This is a genomic window from Streptomyces sp. NPDC006197 (genome assembly GCF_040613865.1).
Taxonomy (GTDB): Bacteria; Actinomycetota; Actinomycetes; order Streptomycetales; family Streptomycetaceae; genus Streptomyces.
This window is the reverse complement of the sequence record NZ_JBEXSZ010000034.1, coordinates 43,848-59,402: the sequence shown is the minus strand read 5'-3', so window position 1 is coordinate 59,402 and position 15,555 is coordinate 43,848. Positions and strand designations below refer to the sequence as shown.

At 71.8% G+C, this 15,555-nt stretch carries 12 protein-coding genes; 4 read left to right on the top strand and 8 right to left on the bottom strand.

Annotated features, from left to right (window positions below; genetic code table 11):
• Window positions 1–124 precede the first annotated feature (124 nt).
• Together ABZ318_RS13835 and ABZ318_RS13830 are read right to left on the bottom strand one after the other, a co-directional pair.
• Window positions 125–877, bottom strand: a complete 753-nt coding sequence (locus ABZ318_RS13835; protein WP_356902671.1) for a hypothetical protein — start codon at window positions 875–877, stop codon at window positions 125–127.
• On the bottom strand, window positions 874–1,461 hold the full coding sequence (locus ABZ318_RS13830; RefSeq protein ID WP_356902670.1) for a papain-like cysteine protease family protein: 588 nt from the start codon (window positions 1,459–1,461) through the stop codon (window positions 874–876). The genes ABZ318_RS13835 and ABZ318_RS13830 overlap by 4 nt, the downstream gene beginning before the upstream one ends.
• Before the next feature lie 229 nt (window positions 1,462–1,690).
• Here ABZ318_RS13830 and ABZ318_RS13825 point away from each other — a divergent pair, with 229 nt between their 5' ends.
• Complete coding sequence (locus ABZ318_RS13825; RefSeq protein ID WP_356902669.1) at window positions 1,691–2,620, top strand: hypothetical protein; 930 nt, start codon at window positions 1,691–1,693, stop codon at window positions 2,618–2,620.
• Window positions 2,621–2,641: 21 nt separating this feature from the next.
• Here the strand turns inward: ABZ318_RS13825 and ABZ318_RS13820 are convergent, their stop codons facing one another.
• Together ABZ318_RS13820 and uvrA are read right to left on the bottom strand one after the other, a co-directional pair.
• Entirely contained in the window at window positions 2,642–3,076 is a 435-nt protein-coding gene (locus tag ABZ318_RS13820; protein ID WP_356902668.1) for a Rieske (2Fe-2S) protein, read from the bottom strand.
• 175 nt (window positions 3,077–3,251) lie between these two features.
• The gene (gene uvrA / locus ABZ318_RS13815; RefSeq protein ID WP_356902667.1) at window positions 3,252–6,218 is read right to left on the bottom strand and encodes an excinuclease ABC subunit UvrA; all 2,967 of its coding nucleotides are present in this window, start codon (window positions 6,216–6,218) and stop codon (window positions 3,252–3,254) included.
• Window positions 6,219–6,422: 204 nt separating this feature from the next.
• Between uvrA and ABZ318_RS13810 the strand changes: the two genes are divergently transcribed.
• The 3 genes from ABZ318_RS13810 to ABZ318_RS13800 all read left to right on the top strand — a co-directional run bounded on the left by ABZ318_RS13810 (window position 6,423) and on the right by ABZ318_RS13800 (window position 9,211).
• Complete coding sequence (locus tag ABZ318_RS13810) at window positions 6,423–7,112, top strand: maleylpyruvate isomerase family mycothiol-dependent enzyme (protein ID WP_356902666.1); 690 nt, start codon at window positions 6,423–6,425, stop codon at window positions 7,110–7,112.
• Window positions 7,113–7,147: 35 nt separating this feature from the next.
• Window positions 7,148–7,804, top strand: a complete 657-nt coding sequence (locus ABZ318_RS13805; RefSeq protein ID WP_356902665.1) for an MBL fold metallo-hydrolase — start codon at window positions 7,148–7,150, stop codon at window positions 7,802–7,804.
• A 120-nt stretch (window positions 7,805–7,924) separates the two neighbouring features.
• Complete coding sequence (locus ABZ318_RS13800) at window positions 7,925–9,211, top strand: MFS transporter (RefSeq protein ID WP_356902676.1); 1,287 nt, start codon at window positions 7,925–7,927, stop codon at window positions 9,209–9,211.
• 76 nt (window positions 9,212–9,287) lie between these two features.
• Here the strand turns inward: ABZ318_RS13800 and ABZ318_RS13795 are convergent, their stop codons facing one another.
• From ABZ318_RS13795 to uvrB, 4 genes are all read right to left on the bottom strand, one after another.
• Window positions 9,288–10,295: a TerC/Alx family metal homeostasis membrane protein gene (locus tag ABZ318_RS13795; protein WP_356902664.1), complete on the bottom strand. Its 1,008-nt coding sequence runs from the start codon at window positions 10,293–10,295 to the stop codon at window positions 9,288–9,290.
• A gap of 229 nt (window positions 10,296–10,524) precedes the next feature.
• Window positions 10,525–12,525, bottom strand: coding sequence for a TerD family protein (locus ABZ318_RS13790; protein ID WP_356902663.1), 2,001 nt, complete (start codon window positions 12,523–12,525; stop codon window positions 10,525–10,527).
• Window positions 12,526–12,632: 107 nt separating this feature from the next.
• Window positions 12,633–13,211: a TerD family protein gene (locus ABZ318_RS13785; protein ID WP_030692674.1), complete on the bottom strand. Its 579-nt coding sequence runs from the start codon at window positions 13,209–13,211 to the stop codon at window positions 12,633–12,635.
• A 151-nt stretch (window positions 13,212–13,362) separates the two neighbouring features.
• The gene (gene uvrB / locus ABZ318_RS13780; protein WP_356902662.1) at window positions 13,363–15,507 is read right to left on the bottom strand and encodes an excinuclease ABC subunit UvrB; all 2,145 of its coding nucleotides are present in this window, start codon (window positions 15,505–15,507) and stop codon (window positions 13,363–13,365) included.
• Window positions 15,508–15,555 lie beyond the last annotated feature (48 nt).

Here is a 15,555-nt window from a genome sequence, read left to right as displayed (position 1 = left end):
CGTCCGCGTACCCCAGCGGGACGAGTCCCAGGAGCCTCTGGCGCCGGCAAGGGCGCCGTCCCGTTGTGCCCACCCGTTCCGCCCCGGCGGAACGCATGCCCACAACGGGGAAGGCGAGGGCGGCTCAGGCGCGGCGTCCCGCTCGGCGGCCACGTGTCGTCGCCCACGCCGTCAGCGCGAGGACCACCCCCGCTCCCGCGCCCACCGCCGCGACGGTCGACGACGGCCTGGACGCGGGCGCGGGCGCGTCGTAACCCCCCGCCGCCCCCTTCCGCGCGTACGACGACCCCGGCAGCTTGTCGCCGTACGCCCGCACGACCCGCTCCCGGTAGCCCGCGAGGCTCGTCCCGTTCCGGCCCACGGCCCGTACCGCGTCCTCGTCCAGCGGCAGCACCTTCGCGCCCTTCTGGACGTACCACGCGTCGATCTGCGGCTCGCGGAAGACGAGACCGCCGTGGCCCATCTCCGCGTACCGGATCTCGTCGTCACCGGTGGCGATGTTCACCACCTGCCAGCCGCCCGCCTGCTCGACCGTCCACAGCGACGCCTTCTGCCCGTCGGAGGCCACGGCCCGGCTGGCGCGGAACTCGACGCGGGCGACGGGTGCCCCGGGCTTCCCGGCGACGAAGTCCGGGGAGAGGAACCGCACGGGGACGGAGGCGCCCTCGACGCGCGGCGCGGCCGCCGTGCGGGCGAGGGCCCCGTCGCGGGCGAAGAACCGGGACAGGGTCTCCAGGGTCCCCGGCGCGGAGGCGGCCTGTTCGGGGGTCGGCGCGGACGGCAGCTCCTCGGCGGCCGCGGGAAGCGCCCCGAGGAGGACGAGGGCGGTGGTGGCGAGGAGCCCCGCTCCCATGGCACGTGTGTTCATGGTCGTCACGCCCCGATCCGGTAGAGCGAGTGGGTCCAGGAGAACGAGCCGTTGTTCACGTACCAGGCGTGCGAGGCCCAGTTGTAGCGGTTGCTGGAGGGCCAGGGGTCGCCCCAGTAGACCCAGCTGTTCGCGTCGTCGTAGCCGTGGATCACGTGCATGTGGCCGCCGCCGCTCGACCACTGGATCCTGGTCTCGACGGGCCGGCCGGCGTTGATCTCGGTCTGGAGGGTGGAGTAGCGCAGCCAGCCGTCGACGTACGAGCCGGGGTTGATGCCGGCCCAGCCCAGTCCGGTCCGGACGTCGGCGAGCGTGGCCTGCCAGTTGGGGCAGTCGTAGCCCTGCTGCCGGTCGAAGGCGGCGTTGCAGAACTGGTTCTGGCTGTAGTTCCGGCCGTACCAGGTGGCGATGGTGTTGCCGCTCGCCGCCCAGCACCAGTTGGTCTTCTGCTGGGCCTGCATGGTGATGTTCAGGCGCTTGGAGGCGAGGGCCGGGACGTCCTCGCCGGTGGGGGCGGCGGAGGCCGGGGCGGCGGGGACGAGGAAGAGGGCGGCTGCGGCGAGTGCCGCGAGGTTCGGCTTTCTTCTGCGCATCGCGTTCCTCCCAGGAGCTGGGGATGAGGGGGTGGAGGAGCGCGTCCGGACGCTGGTCAGGAGCATCGGCCGTTGTCCGGGCCGGGTCAACACGCTTCAATGCGGGATGACATCGGACCGTGAACGGTGCGACCGGGGTGTGAACGGAAACCCCCGGCCCACCTGCCCGTCCGCCCCTCGCGGCGCGACGGTCCGTGCCCCCGTCGTGAATGTTCACCGAGGAGTCCTCGTGAGCCACACCGAGGCGGATCTGGTGCAGCTGCTGCACACCGGTCCCTTCCATCTGGCGCTGCGCACCGCGCTGGCCGTGCGCGGGCTGCCGCTCCAGCGGGTCCAGCACCATCTCGCGCACCGGGGCGTCAGGGTCGGGGTGACGAGTCTGAGCTACTGGCAGCAGGGCGCCCGCCGTCCGCAGCGGCCGGAGTCCCTGAAGGCCGTCCGGGCCCTGGAGGAGGTGCTCCGGCTGCCCGGGAACTCGCTGCTGCGGCTCCTGACGGAGGACGCGGCCGCCCGCTCCGAGGTGGCGCGCCCGGCGGCCCGCTCGTACCGCTCGTTGGTGGAGGCTTCGGGTTCGGTCGAGGAGCTGCTCGCGGATCTGGAGTCCCCGGCGGACGGCGGGCTGCACACGGTGGGGCACCACGAGCGGGTACGGATCGGGGCGGGGCGGGAGCTGGTGGGGCGCGAGTCGCAGCACGTGGCGCGGGCGCACCGGGACGGCGTGGACCGCTATCTCGCCATCCACCACGGCGATCCCGGCTGCGACCCGTCCCGGGTGGTGGTGCGGGCGGTGGAGAACTGCCGGACGGGGCGGGTGCGGTGGCACGCCGGCACGGGCGTGGTGGTCGCGGAGCTGCTCTTCGACGTGCGGCTGCGGGCCGGGGACACGTATCCGTTCTCGTACGGCTTCGAGGACGGTACGGCGGGTCCGAGCGGGGAGTACGTGCGCGGTTTCAGCTTCGCGGGCGGGCAGTACGTGCTCCAGGTCCGCTTCGACGAGGCGGCGCTTCCGGTGCGGTGCCGGAGGTTCGCGCAGGCCTCGGCGGGTGCGCCGCGCGGCGGCCGTGCGGAGCTGACCCTGAGCGGCCGGCACCGCACGGTGCACCTCGTGGAGCAGGGGGTGCGCCCGGGGATCCTGGGGATCGACTGGGACTGGGAGTGAGGCCGTGGGGTTCCGGGCCGCTCAGGCCCGGGGCGCCTCGGGGCCGGCCACCAGCTTGCCGTCCTCGACGCGGATCGGGACCTCGGGGAGCGGGACGGTGGCGGGCCCTTGGACCGCCTTGCCGGTCGTGACGTCGAAGCGGCTGCCGTGGCAGGGGCAGTGGCCCTCGTTCTCCTCGACCTTGTCGAGGACGCAGCCGGCGTGGGTGCACTGGGCGCTGAAGGCCTTGTACCGGCCCTTGGCCGGGCAGCTCACGACGAGCCGCTGCTCGCGGTAGAGCCTGGAACCGCCGACCGGCACCTCGTCCGGGGCGCCGAGCGGGACCGGCGCGGTCGGGGTCGGGACCTGGGCGTGGCCGAGCTTGGACTCGGTGGAGCAGGCGGCGACTCCCAGCCCGGCGGCTCCGGCGAGTGCCGCGCCTTTCAGTACGGTGCGGCGGCTGGACTGGCCGGACATGAGCGCTCCACGGTGAGATCGGGGACAAAGACACCCCAGGGGTGACCGAACCGACGATACCGGCGGCCTTCCGGAGCCCGACGCGGGGGCCCGACGCCGGGGCCTGGCACCCGGGCCGACGTGAGAGGCGGGGCCCCGGGCCGGGGTCCCGCCTCCTGTCACGTCCGGTCGGCCGTCACGCCTTGCGGGTGCGGGCCGTCGTCTTCTTGGCGGCCGCCTTCTTCGCGGGGGCCTTCTTCGCCGCCGTCTTCTTCGCCCCGCGGGCCGCGGGGATCTTCCCGCCGGCGTCGCTGATCCGGTCGGCGCCGAGGATCTCGCGGAGGAACTTGCCGGTGTGGCTCTCGGGGACCGAGGCGACCTCCTCCGGCGTGCCCTCGGCGACCACCAGACCGCCGCCGCTGCCGCCTTCGGGGCCCATGTCGACGACCCAGTCGGCGGTCTTGATGACATCGAGGTTGTGCTCGATGACGATCACCGAGTTGCCCTTGTCGACCAGGTTGGACAGGACCTTGATCAGCTTCGAGATGTCCTCGAAGTGGAGACCGGTGGTGGGCTCGTCGAGCACGTACACCGTGCGGCCCGTCGAGCGCTTCTGGAGCTCGGAGGCGAGCTTGACGCGCTGCGCCTCGCCGCCGGAGAGCGTCGGCGCGGACTGGCCGAGGCGGACGTACCCGAGGCCGACCTCGTTGAGCGTGCGCAGGTGGCGCGCGATGGTCGGGACGGCCTCGAAGAAGTCCAGGGCCTCCTCGATCGGCATGTTCAGGACCTCGGCGATGGACTTGCCCTTGTAGTGGACCTCCAGCGTCTCCCGGTTGTACCGGTCGCCGTGGCAGACCTCGCACGGGACGTAGACGTCCGGGAGGAAGTTCATCTCGATCTTGATCGTGCCGTCGCCGGAGCAGTTCTCGCAGCGGCCGCCCTTGACGTTGAAGGAGAAGCGGCCGGGCAGGTAGCCCCGGACCTTGGCCTCCATCGTCTCGGCGAAGAGCTTGCGGACGTGGTCGAAGACGCCGGTGTACGTCGCCGGGTTCGACCGGGGGGTGCGGCCGATCGGGGACTGGTCGACGTGCACGACCTTGTCGACGAGGTCGTCGCCGTCCACGCGCGTGTGCCGTCCGGGCACCGACTTGGCGCCGTTCAGCTCGCGCGCCAGGTGGGTGTAGAGGATGTCGTTGACCAGGGTCGACTTGCCGGAGCCGGAGACGCCGGTGACGGCGGTGAGGACGCCCAGCGGGAAGGAGACGTCGATGTCCCGCAGGTTGTTCTCCTTCGCCCCGTGCACGGTGAGGCTGCGCGCGGGGTCCACCGGCCTGCGGACGTCCGGGGTGGCGATCGCCCGGCGGCCGGACAGGTACTGCCCGGTCATCGACTCCTCGTTGGCGAGGAGCTCCTTCAGGGAGCCGGAGTGGACGACCTTGCCGCCGTGCTCGCCGGCGCCGGGGCCGATGTCGACGACCCAGTCGGCGACCTTGATGGTGTCCTCGTCGTGCTCGACGACGATGAGCGTGTTGCCCATGTCCCGGAGCCGGACCAGGGTCTCGATGAGCCGGTGGTTGTCGCGCTGGTGGAGGCCGATGGACGGCTCGTCGAGCACGTACAGCACGCCGACCAGGCCGGAGCCGATCTGGGTGGCGAGCCGGATGCGCTGGGCCTCTCCGCCGGAGAGCGTGCCCGCCGCCCGGTTGAGCGAGAGGTAGTCGAGGCCGACGTCGACGAGGAAGCGCAGCCGCTCGTTGACCTCCTTGAGGACCCGCTCGGCGATCTTCTTGTCGCGGGCGTTGAGCGTGAGCCGGGAGAGGAACTCGGCGCAGTCGCTGATGGACATCGCGGAGACCTCGGCGATGGACTTCTCCATGACCGTGACCGCGAGGACGATCGGCTTGAGGCGGGTGCCCTCACAGGTGGGGCAGGGCACCTCGCGCATGTAGCCCTCGAAGCGCTCGCGGCTGGAGTCGCTCTCGGCCTCGCCGTGGCGCCGCTTCACGAAGGAGACGGCGCCTTCGAAGGCGGGGGTGGTCCAGGCGCGCTCGCGCCCGTACCGGTTGCGGTAGCGGACCTCGATCTGGGTCTTGTGGCCGTACATGAGGGCCTTCTTGGCCCTCTGCGGGAGGCCCGCGTAGGGGATGTCGGTGCGGAAGCCGAGGGCCTGCGAGAGCCCGTCGATCATCCGGCCGAAGTACTCCTTGGTGTGGCCGTGCGACCAGGGGTGGATGGCGCCCTCGTCGAGGGACTTCTCCTCGTCGGGGACGACCAGCTCGGGGTCGACCTCCATGCGGGTGCCGATGCCGGTGCAGTCGGGGCAGGCGCCGAAGGGCGAGTTGAAGGAGAAGGAGCGCGGCTCCAGTTCCTCGAAGGAGAGGTCGTCGTACGGGCAGTAGAGGTGCTCCGAGTACATCTTCTCGCGCTCGGGGTCGTCCTCGGGGAGGTCGACGAAGTCGAGCACGACCATGCCGCCGGAGAGTCCGAGGGCGGTCTCGACGGAGTCGGTGAGCCGGCGCTTGGCGCTGTCCTTCACGGTGAGGCGGTCGACGACCACCTCGATCGTGTGCTTCTCCTGCTTCTTCAGCGTCGGCGGCTCGGTGAGCTGCACGGTCACGCCGTCGACGCGGGCGCGGCTGTAGCCCTTGGTCTGGAGGTCGGCGAAGAGGTCGACGAACTCGCCCTTGCGCTCGCGCACGAGCGGGGACAGCACCTGGAAGCGGCTGCCCTCGGGGAGCTCCAGGACCCTGTCGACGATGGCCTGCGGCGACTGGCGGGAGATGGGCCGGCGGCACTCGGGACAGTGGGGCTTGCCGATGCGCGCGAAGAGCAGGCGGAGGTAGTCGTAGACCTCCGTGATGGTGCCGACCGTCGAGCGCGGGTTGCGCGAGGTCGACTTCTGGTCGATGGAGACGGCGGGCGAGAGACCTTCGATGAAGTCGACGTCCGGCTTGTCCATCTGGCCGAGGAACTGCCGGGCGTACGAGGAGAGCGACTCGACGTACCGGCGCTGCCCCTCGGCGAAGATCGTGTCGAACGCGAGGGAGGACTTGCCCGACCCCGAGAGCCCGGTGAAGACGATGAGGGAGTCACGCGGGAGGTCGAGCGAGACGTTCTTGAGGTTGTGCTCGCGAGCGCCACGGACGATGAGACGGTCGGCCACGCCGGTCCGCACCTTTCTTGAGAGAGCGGATGTGCCTGACACACCCAACAACCAAGGATGCCGGATGCTTCCATCGAGCCTATAGCACGCACATTCGATTTCCGGTCGCGTGGAGACCGCTTCACCCGAACGAGTGGCGGCGCCGGGGTGCCGGGCGCTCGCCGATCTGGCCGGACCGGTACGGCACCCCCTAAGGTCGGCGCCATGATCGACCACGAACTCGACCTTGCCTCCGTACGTGACGCGACCGACCGGCTGATCGCCGACGTCGCCTCATGGGACAACGCCGCGACGGCCGAGCCGTCACGGCTTCCCGGCTGGACCCGCGGCCACGTGCTCGCCCACGTCGCCCGTAACGCCGACGCTCTGGTCAACGTCCTCCAGGGCCGACCCATGTACGCGGACGCCGCGACCCGCGACGCCGACATCGAGCGCGACTCCGCCCGCCCGCTCGACGTCCACCTCGCCGACCTGCTCGCGACCGGCGAGCGCTTCCAGGAGGTCGGCGCCGAGCCCGCCGACTGGAGCCGCACGGTCGAGCTCCGCAACGGCGTCACCGACAGCGCCTCCCGGATCCCCTTCCGCCGCTGGGTGGAGGTGGCCCTGCACCACGTCGACCTGGGCGTCGGCTACGAGCTGGAGGACCTGCCGGAGGAGTTCGTCCTGCGGGAGATCGACTTCCTGGCGGAGCGGTTCACGGGCAACGCCTCCGTCCCGCCGACCCGGGTCCTGGCCACGGACGGCACGGGCGCGTGGACCACCGGTTCCGCGGAGGGCACCGAGGTGACCGTGAGCGGCCCCTCCCCCGAGCTCCTCGGCTGGCTCGCCGGCCGCCGCGACGGCTCCGCCCTGAAGACCGAGGGCGGCCCCCTGCCGGAGCTTCCCCCGCTGTAGCCGCCGTTGTCGGTCGCCGGAGCTAGTCTGAGGCCATGACGTACAGCGGAGTGGTGAAGGTCGGCGGCGCGGCGGACGTGCACGAGCTGACGGACCTGATGATCTCGAAGGTCGCGGTCGGCCCGATGGACAACAACGCGTATCTGCTGCGCTGCCGGGCGACCGGCGAGCAGCTGCTGATCGACGCGGCCAACGAGCCCTCGACGCTGCTCACGCTGATCGGTGACGACGGCATCTCCGCCGTCGTCACCACCCACCGGCACGGCGACCACTGGCAGGCCCTGGAAGAGGTCGTCGCCGCGACCGGCGCCCGGACCTACGCGGGCGCGTACGACGCGGAGGGCATCCCGGTCGGGACCGACGAGCTGGTGGAGGACGGCGACACGATCCGGGTGGGCAGGGTCGAGCTGACCGCGCGCCGCCTGGTCGGGCACACCCCGGGGTCGATCGCCCTGATCTACGACGATCCGCACGGCCACCCCCACGTCTTCACCGGCGACTGCCTCTTCCCGGGCGGCGTGGGCAACACCTGGAAGGACCCGGAGGCCTTCGCGAGCCTGATCCACGACGTGGAGACCAAGCTCTTCGCGGTCCTGCCCGACGAGTCCTGGGTCTACCCCGGCCACGGCCGGGACACCACGCTCGGTGACGAGCGCCCGCACCTCCCGGAGTGGCGCGAGCGCGGCTGGTGACGCCGGGCGCGCGGCCCCCGAGCTGCGCACCTCCGTACGCCCCCGTAACCCGGGCGGCGGCGGGGTAGTTGGCGCGACATGCGCCAAAGTCACCCTCCGTCGCCGCCCCGGCCGCCCTCGATGGGCCGGCTCGCCGCCGCCTCGCTCGTCGGCACCGCCATCGAGTTCTTCGACTTCTTCGTCTACGGGACCGCCGCCGCCCTCGTCCTGGGGCCGCTCTTCTTCCCCACCTTCTCGCCCCTGGCGGGGACCCTGGCCGCCTTCGGCACCTTCGCCGCCGGTTTCCTCGCCCGCCCCCTCGGCTCGGTGCTCTTCGGGCACGTCGGCGACCGGTACGGTCGGCGGCCGGTCCTCTTCGTCTCACTGCTCCTGACGGGCTGCGCCACGGTCGCGGTCGGCTGCGTCCCCACGTACGCGACGCTCGGCATCGCCGCCCCGGCACTGCTGCTCACCCTCCGCTTCCTGCAGGGTCTCGGCCTGGGCGGCGAGTGGGGCGGGGCGGTCCTGCTCACCGCCGAGCACGCCCCCGAGCACCGGCGCGCGCTGTGGTCGAGCTTCCCGCAGGTCGGACCGGCGATCGGCTTCCTCCTGGCGAACGGGGTGATGCTGGCGCTCACCGCCGGGCTGAGCGACGCGGAGTTCCGCGCCTGGGGCTGGCGGGTGCCGTTCTGGGCGGCGGGGCTGCTCGCGGCCGGCGGCCTGCTGCTGCGCTCCTCGCTCGCGGAGACCCCGCAGTTCGAGGAGCTGTCCGCGTCCGGGCGGCGCGCGGGCGCCCCGCTGACGGAGGTCGTCCGCGACCACTGGCGGCTCGTGCTGCTGACGGCCGGGGCGCTCGCGGTCGGGTACGCCGTCTTCTACACGGTCTCCACCTGGGCGCTGGCCTACGGCACCGAGCGGCTCGGGGTGAGCAGCACGGTGATGCTGGGCTGTGTCATGGCGGCGGTGGCGGTCATGGGCGCGGTCACCCCGTTCGTGGCCCTGCTCGGCGACCGCTGGGGCCGCCGGCCGCTCTGCCTGGCGGGGTGTGCGGCCTCGGCGCTCTGGATGTTCCCGATGGTGGCGCTGCTGCACACGGCGCGGCCGCTGCTGATGTTCCTCGGGTTCCTGGGCTCGCTGCTGGCCTTCATCACCATGTTCGCGGTGATCGCCGCGTACCTCCCGGAGCTGTACGAGCCCCGCGTGCGCTGCACCGGCGCGGCCGTCGGGTACAACCTGGCGGGGGTCCTGGGCGGGGCGCTGACGCCCGTCGTCGCCACCACCCTCTCCGACGGCGGCTCCGGCCCGCCCTGGGGCGTCGCGGCGTACCTGACGCTGGTCGCACTCCTGAGCCTCGGCTGCTTCGCCCTCCTCCCGGAGACCCTCCCGGGCCGTGCCGGTCGTCCGGCGCCCGAGCCCGCAGCGGTCTGATCCGTCCGGGCGGTACGAGACGGCGACGGCCGACCGGGGTGGTCCCGGTCGGCCGTCGATGTGTGCGGGAGGGGCGTCAGGCCTCGACGCTGTCCTTCGGGGTGTCCTCGGCGTCGGCCGGAGCCTCGGCCTCGGCACGCCGGGCCTGCTTCTTCGAGGCGATCAGGCTGGTGATGGTGGTGACGACCAGGACACCGCCGATGACCGCGAGCGAGAACGGGATGGAGATCTCGGGGACGTGCACCCCGGACTCGTGCAGGGCGTGCAGCACGAGCTTGACTCCGATGAACCCGAGGATCACCGACAGGCCGTAGCTCAGGTGAACCAGCTTCTTGAGCAGGCCGCCGATGAGGAAGTACAGCTGCCGCAGACCCATGAGGGCGAAGGCGTTGGCCGTGAAGACGATGTACGGGTCCTGGGTCAGGCCGAAGATCGCCGGGATGGAGTCGAGGGCGAAGAGGATGTCGGTGGTGCCGATGGCGAGCATGACGACCATCAGCGGCGTCAGCACCCGCTTGCCGTTGTTGCGGATGAAGAGCTTGGTGCCGTGGTAGCGGTCGGCGACGCCGAACTTCTTCTCGACGGTCTTGAGGAGGCGGTTCTCCTCCCAGTCCTCCTCGTCCTCGTCGGAGCGCGCCTCCTGGATGAGCTTCCAGGCCGTGTAGATCAGGAACGCGCCGAAGATGTAGAAGACCCAGGAGAAGCTCGCGATGATCGCGGCGCCGGCGGCGATGAAGATCGCGCGGAGCACCAGGGCGATCAGCACGCCCACGAGCAGCACCCGCTGCTGGAGGTGCGAGGGGACCGAGAACTTCGCCATGATCAGCACGAAGACGAAGAGGTTGTCGACGCTGAGCGACTTCTCGGTGATGTAGCCCGCGAAGAACTCGCCGGACGCCTGGCTGTTGCCGAAGAGCAGCAGGCCGAGCCCGAAGAGCGCGGCGAGCACGATCCAGACGACGGTCCAGATTCCGGCTTCCTTGACCGAGACGTCATGGGGCTTGCGCCCGATGACGAAGTCGGCACCGATCAGGGCGACCAGACCGAGAATGGTCAGCACCCACAGGGTCATTGAAACGTCCACTGCGCCTCCGGCGTCGTACGGCTACTGATCAGCGTCGTCGCTGCCGGAGGTCTCTTCCACCCGGCGGCGGACAGCCGCCGGGCCGACGCCCCGGGACCGGATCGATGCCGATCCGTCCGTATTGACGGGTACGCCGCGCAATGGGGAGTACTCCCCTCCGCACCAAGAAGACTACCCGAAAGACCAAGAGAAGGTAAAGGGCAGGGTAAAGGACCATCAAAAGCCCAGGTCAGATCTGCTTTCCATGGCGAGAGGCCGCCACCTGCCCGAGGACCTGACGGAGGATCCCACTGCCCGGAGGAAGGAGCGGCGGCTCGTACGACCAGGCGTGACCGACCCACGGATCGGCCAGGTGGTCGTCGGGCACGGGGGTGAGGCGCAGCAGCGAGCGCCACAGCGGGTCGAGCAGCGGCCCGTACGCGGCCGCGTCCTCCCGGGCCGCGACCATCAGCAGATGGACGCCGACCGAGGGGCCCTCGTCCGCGAGGTACCGCAGCCGCGTGACCGCCCGGTCGTCGAAGCCGTGCGGGAAGTCGTGCACGACCAGCAGCTGTCGGGCCGTGTCCAGGCCGGGCGGCAGCGCGTCGGCCGCCCCGCCCCGCAGCGCCATCTGAAGCAGGTCGACCCGCTCCGTGAGCTGCTCCAGGACCGCCGAGACACCGGCCGCTCCCCGGGCCGGCGGGGCGGCCGCCCCCGTCTCCACGAGGGGCGCGAGGGCCGCGGCGCCCGCGCCCGCCGGGTCGATCAGATGGACGGTGAAGCCGCCGGCCGGGTACGCCGCGAGGAGCCGCGCCGCGTGCGCCACCGCGCAGTCCAGGGCGAGCCGCCGCAGCTCGACCTCGTCGAGGAACCCGGCCGCCTCGGAGTGGCCCCGGCCGGAGTCCACCCACAGACCGCGCTCCAGCGGCAGCCGGACGAGCATGGGGATCCGCAGATCGGTGCGCTCGGGGAGGTGGAGGTCGCCGAGGCGGACGGCCATCGGCTCCTCGGCCGGGACGCGGTAGGCGTGCCAGACGGGGTTGTCCCAGCGGGCGTAGGCGGCGGGCAGCGCCGGCTCGACGACCTCGGACTCGGCGGCGAGCTGGGCGAGGTCCCGGTCCAGGACCTCCCGGGCGCGCTCCACGAGCTCGTCGCGCCGGGCGCGGGCGGCGGCCCGCGCGGCGTCGTTCGCGCCGCCGGCCCGGGCGCGGTAGTCGGTGAGCGCCTCGTCGAGCTCCCGGTCGAGCCGGGACTCCGCGAAGTCGCAGGCGCTGCGGTAGGCGGCGGCGGTACGGGCCAGGTCCTCGAACATGCCCCACACCTGGTTGTAGAGCCGCTCGTCCATGGACCAGCCCGTGGCGTCCCCGGCGACCGGCACGGGCGGGGCCTGCCGGGGCTCGGAGGCGGGGGCGGGCTCGGCGGCGGGGGCCGTCCGGCGCCGTGGGTGGGAGTAGTCGATGGGCCCGCCGATGCCCGTGACCGGGGTCGGTGCCGGGTCCGGGACGGCCGCCGGGGTCGCCGGTGCCGGGTCCGGGGCGGTGGGCGGCGCCGTGTGGCGTACGTGCTCCGGCTCGGGGACGCGCGCCGAAGCGGCGGGCGACGGCTCGGCGGGCAAGGCGGCGGACGCGGGCTCGGCCGGCACGGAGGCGGTCGGCGCGGAGGTGGCCGGCGCGGGCTCGGCCGGCACGGAGGTGGTCGGCGCTGAGGTGGGGGCCGGGGGCGCCGTCGCCAGGATCGTGGCGGCGAGGTCCGCGGGGCGCTCCAGGCCCTGGTCGGCGAGCAGGGCGGCGAGCCCGCCCGCGTACCCCTGGCCCATGGCGCGGACCTTCCAGGCGCCCTGGCGGCGGTACAGCTCCAGGGCGACGACGGCGGACTCCGTGTCGAGGCCGGTGATGGTGTAGCTGGCGATCTCGGTGCCCTCGGGGCCGGTGACGGCGACGAACGGAGCTGCGAGGGCTCCGAAGCGGACGGCTCCGCCGGTCAGCGCGAGGAGGACCGAGACGCGGTGGACGGCGCCGGGGACGGCGTCCAGATCGACGGCGAGGCGATGGTCGGCGGCGGCCCCCGCGGGCACGTCGACACCGGGCAGGGAGGGCGCGCCGGGGTGGGCGATCCACTCCGCGCCCGCGACCCGGCCCTGCTCGTCGCCGAGCGCGGCTGCGGCGAGGACGGGATGACCGGCCGACACCCGGATCTCCAGTCGGGTCTCGGGCAGGGGGTGGTTCTGCCCCCGGACCAGCTCGGCCGTCATCGTCTCTGTCCCCTCGGTGTTTCCAGGTGCGGATCGTGCGGATCATGCGGACAGCTCCCGGCGGCCTCGCGCCTCCGGGAGCTGTGGGTGTGCCCTGCCGGGCCCGTCTACAGGTGCGGCAGGATCGCGGGCATCAGGTCCTGGAAGGTGCGCCCGTTGGCCGGGTTGCCCAGGGCCGTCATCTGCCAGCCGGAGCCGACCCGGTGCACCTTCGCCATGATCTGCGCGGTGTAGTTGCCGCCACCGTCGAGGGTGTAGCGCGCGAGCTCCTGCCCGTTCGTCTCGTCGACGATCCGGCAGAAGGCGTTCTGCACCTCCTGGAACGTCTGGCCGGTGAAGGAGTTCACCGTGAAGACGATCTGGTCGATGTGGACCGGCACCCGCTCCAGGTCCACGAGGATCGCCTCGTCGTCGCCGCCCTGGCCCGCGCCGCCGACGAGGTTGTCGCCGGTGTGCTTGACCGAGCCGTCGTCGCTGACCAGGTGGCGGAAGAAGACCACGTCCACCGGCTGCTTCTCGGCGAAGAGGACGGCCGAGGCGTCCAGGTCGATCTCCCGGGTGCGCGAGCCGAAGAGGCCGCGGCGCGGCGCGGCCTGCCAGCCGAGCCCCATCCGCACCTGGGTGAGGCTGCCCCCGCCCCTCTTCTCCAGGCTGATGGCCTGACCCTTGGTCATGTTGACCGACACGCGTTTGCCCCTCTCGTTAGCGTTCCCCGCGCCCGCTGTTTGGTGCGTGCGGTTGTCGAGCACCCTACGCAGCGGCACCGACACCGCGGAGGGGTGGTCCGGTTTTGTGTCGGTCTTGCAACACACCGGACCGCCCGTCCGCCCTCGCCGGTCAGGCGAGTCCCGCCTCCTTCATCTGGCGCAACTCCTTCTTCAGCTCCCCCACTTCGTCGCGGAGCCGGGCCGCCACCTCGAACTGCAGCTCGGCCGCCGCGGCGCGCATGCGGTCGGTCATCTCCTCGATGAGCGCGGCCAGTTCGGTGGCGGGCCGGTCTCCGAGCTCGACGGTGGAGCCGGCCTTGCCGCCCTTGCCCTTGGCCTTGCCCGTGGGGCCGTGCGCGGCGAGCGAGGGCACGGGGGCCTTCGCACCCTTGCCCTCCTTCGCCTGCCGGTAGCCGGTGCCGAGCAGTTCCTCGGTGTCGATCTCCTCGCGCGCGATGGTCGCGACGATGTCGTTGATCTTCTTGCGGAGCGGCTGCGGGTCGATGCCGCGCTCCGTGTTGTACGCGATCTGCTTCTCGCGGCGCCGGTTGGTCTCGTCGATGGCCTGCTCCATCGCCGGGGTGATCCGGTCCGCGTACATGTGGACCTGGCCCGACACGTTCCGTGCGGCGCGGCCGATCGTCTGGATGAGGGAGGTCCCGGAGCGCAGGAAGCCCTGCTTGTCGGCGTCGAGGATGGCGACCAGGGACACCTCGGGCAGGTCGAGGCCCTCCCGGAGGAGGTTGATGCCGACGAGGACGTCGTACTCGCCGGCGCGCAGCTCGCGCAGCAGCTCGATGCGGCGCAGGGTGTCGACGTCGCTGTGCAGGTAGCGCACCTGGATGCCGAGCTCCAGGAAGTAGTCGGTGAGGTCCTCGGCCATCTTCTTGGTGAGGGTGGTGACGAGGACCCGCTCGTCGCGCTCGGCGCGCAGCCGGATCTCGTGGACCAGGTCGTCGATCTGGCCCTCGGTGGGCTTGACGACGACCTCGGGGTCGACGAGTCCGGTGGGGCGGATGATCTGCTCGACGAAGCCGTCGCCGCGCGAGAGCTCGTAGGTGCCGGGGGTCGCGGAGAGGTAGACGGTCTGGCCGATCCGCTCCTGGAACTCCTCCCACTTCAGCGGGCGGTTGTCGAGGGCGGAGGGGAGCCGGAAGCCGTGGTCGACCAGGGTCCGCTTGCGGGAGGCGTCGCCCTCGTACATGGCGCCGATCTGGGGCACGGTGACGTGCGACTCGTCGATGACGAGGAGGAAGTCCTCGGGGAAGTAGTCGAGGAGGGTGTTGGGCGCGGAGCCGGGCTCGCGGCCGTCGAAGTGCATCGAGTAGTTCTCGATGCCGGAGCAGGAGCCGATCTGCCGCATCATCTCGATGTCGTACGTGGTGCGCATCCGCAGGCGCTGGGACTCCAGGTGCTTGCCCTGCTTGTCCAGCTCGGCGAGGCGGCCCTCCAGCTCGCGCTCGATGTCGTTGATCGCCCGCTCCATGCGCTCGGGCCCGGCGACGTAGTGGCTGGCGGGGAAGACGTACAGCTCGCGGTCCTCGCTGATGACCTCGCCGGTGAGCGGGTGAAGGGTGGAGAGGGCCTCGATCTCGTCGCCGAACATCTCGATGCGGACGGCGAGCTCCTCGTACACCGGGAAGATCTCGATGGTGTCGCCGCGCACCCGGAAGGTGCCGCGGGTGAACGCCAGGTCGTTCCGGGTGTACTGGATGTCGACGAAGCGGCGCAGCAGCTGGTCGCGGTCGATCTCCTCGCCGACCTTGAGCGGGACCATCCGGTCCACGTACTCCTGGGGCGTGCCGAGGCCGTAGATGCAGGAGACGGAGGCGACCACGACGACGTCCCGGCGGGTGAGCAGGGAGTTCGTCGCGGAGTGGCGCAGCCGCTCCACCTCCTCGTTGATCGAGGAGTCCTTCTCGATGTAGGTGTCCGACTGCGGGACGTACGCCTCGGGCTGGTAGTAGTCGTAGTACGAGACGAAGTACTCGACGGCGTTGTTCGGCAGGAGCTCGCGGAACTCGTTCGCCAGCTGGGCGGCCAGCGTCTTGTTCGGCGCCATCACCAGGGTGGGGCGCTGGAGCTTCTCGATCATCCAGGCGGTGGTCGCCGACTTGCCGGTGCCGGTGGCGCCGAGGAGCACGACGTCCTTCTCGCCCGCGCGGATGCGCCGCTCGAGGTCGGCGATGGCGGTCGGCTGGTCGCCGCTGGGCTGGTACTCACTGACGACCTCGAAGGGCGCCACCGAACGTTCGATCTTGGAAACGGGCCGCATGCAACCACCGTACGACCCGGCACTGACAGTCGGGCGGTGATCGGCTCA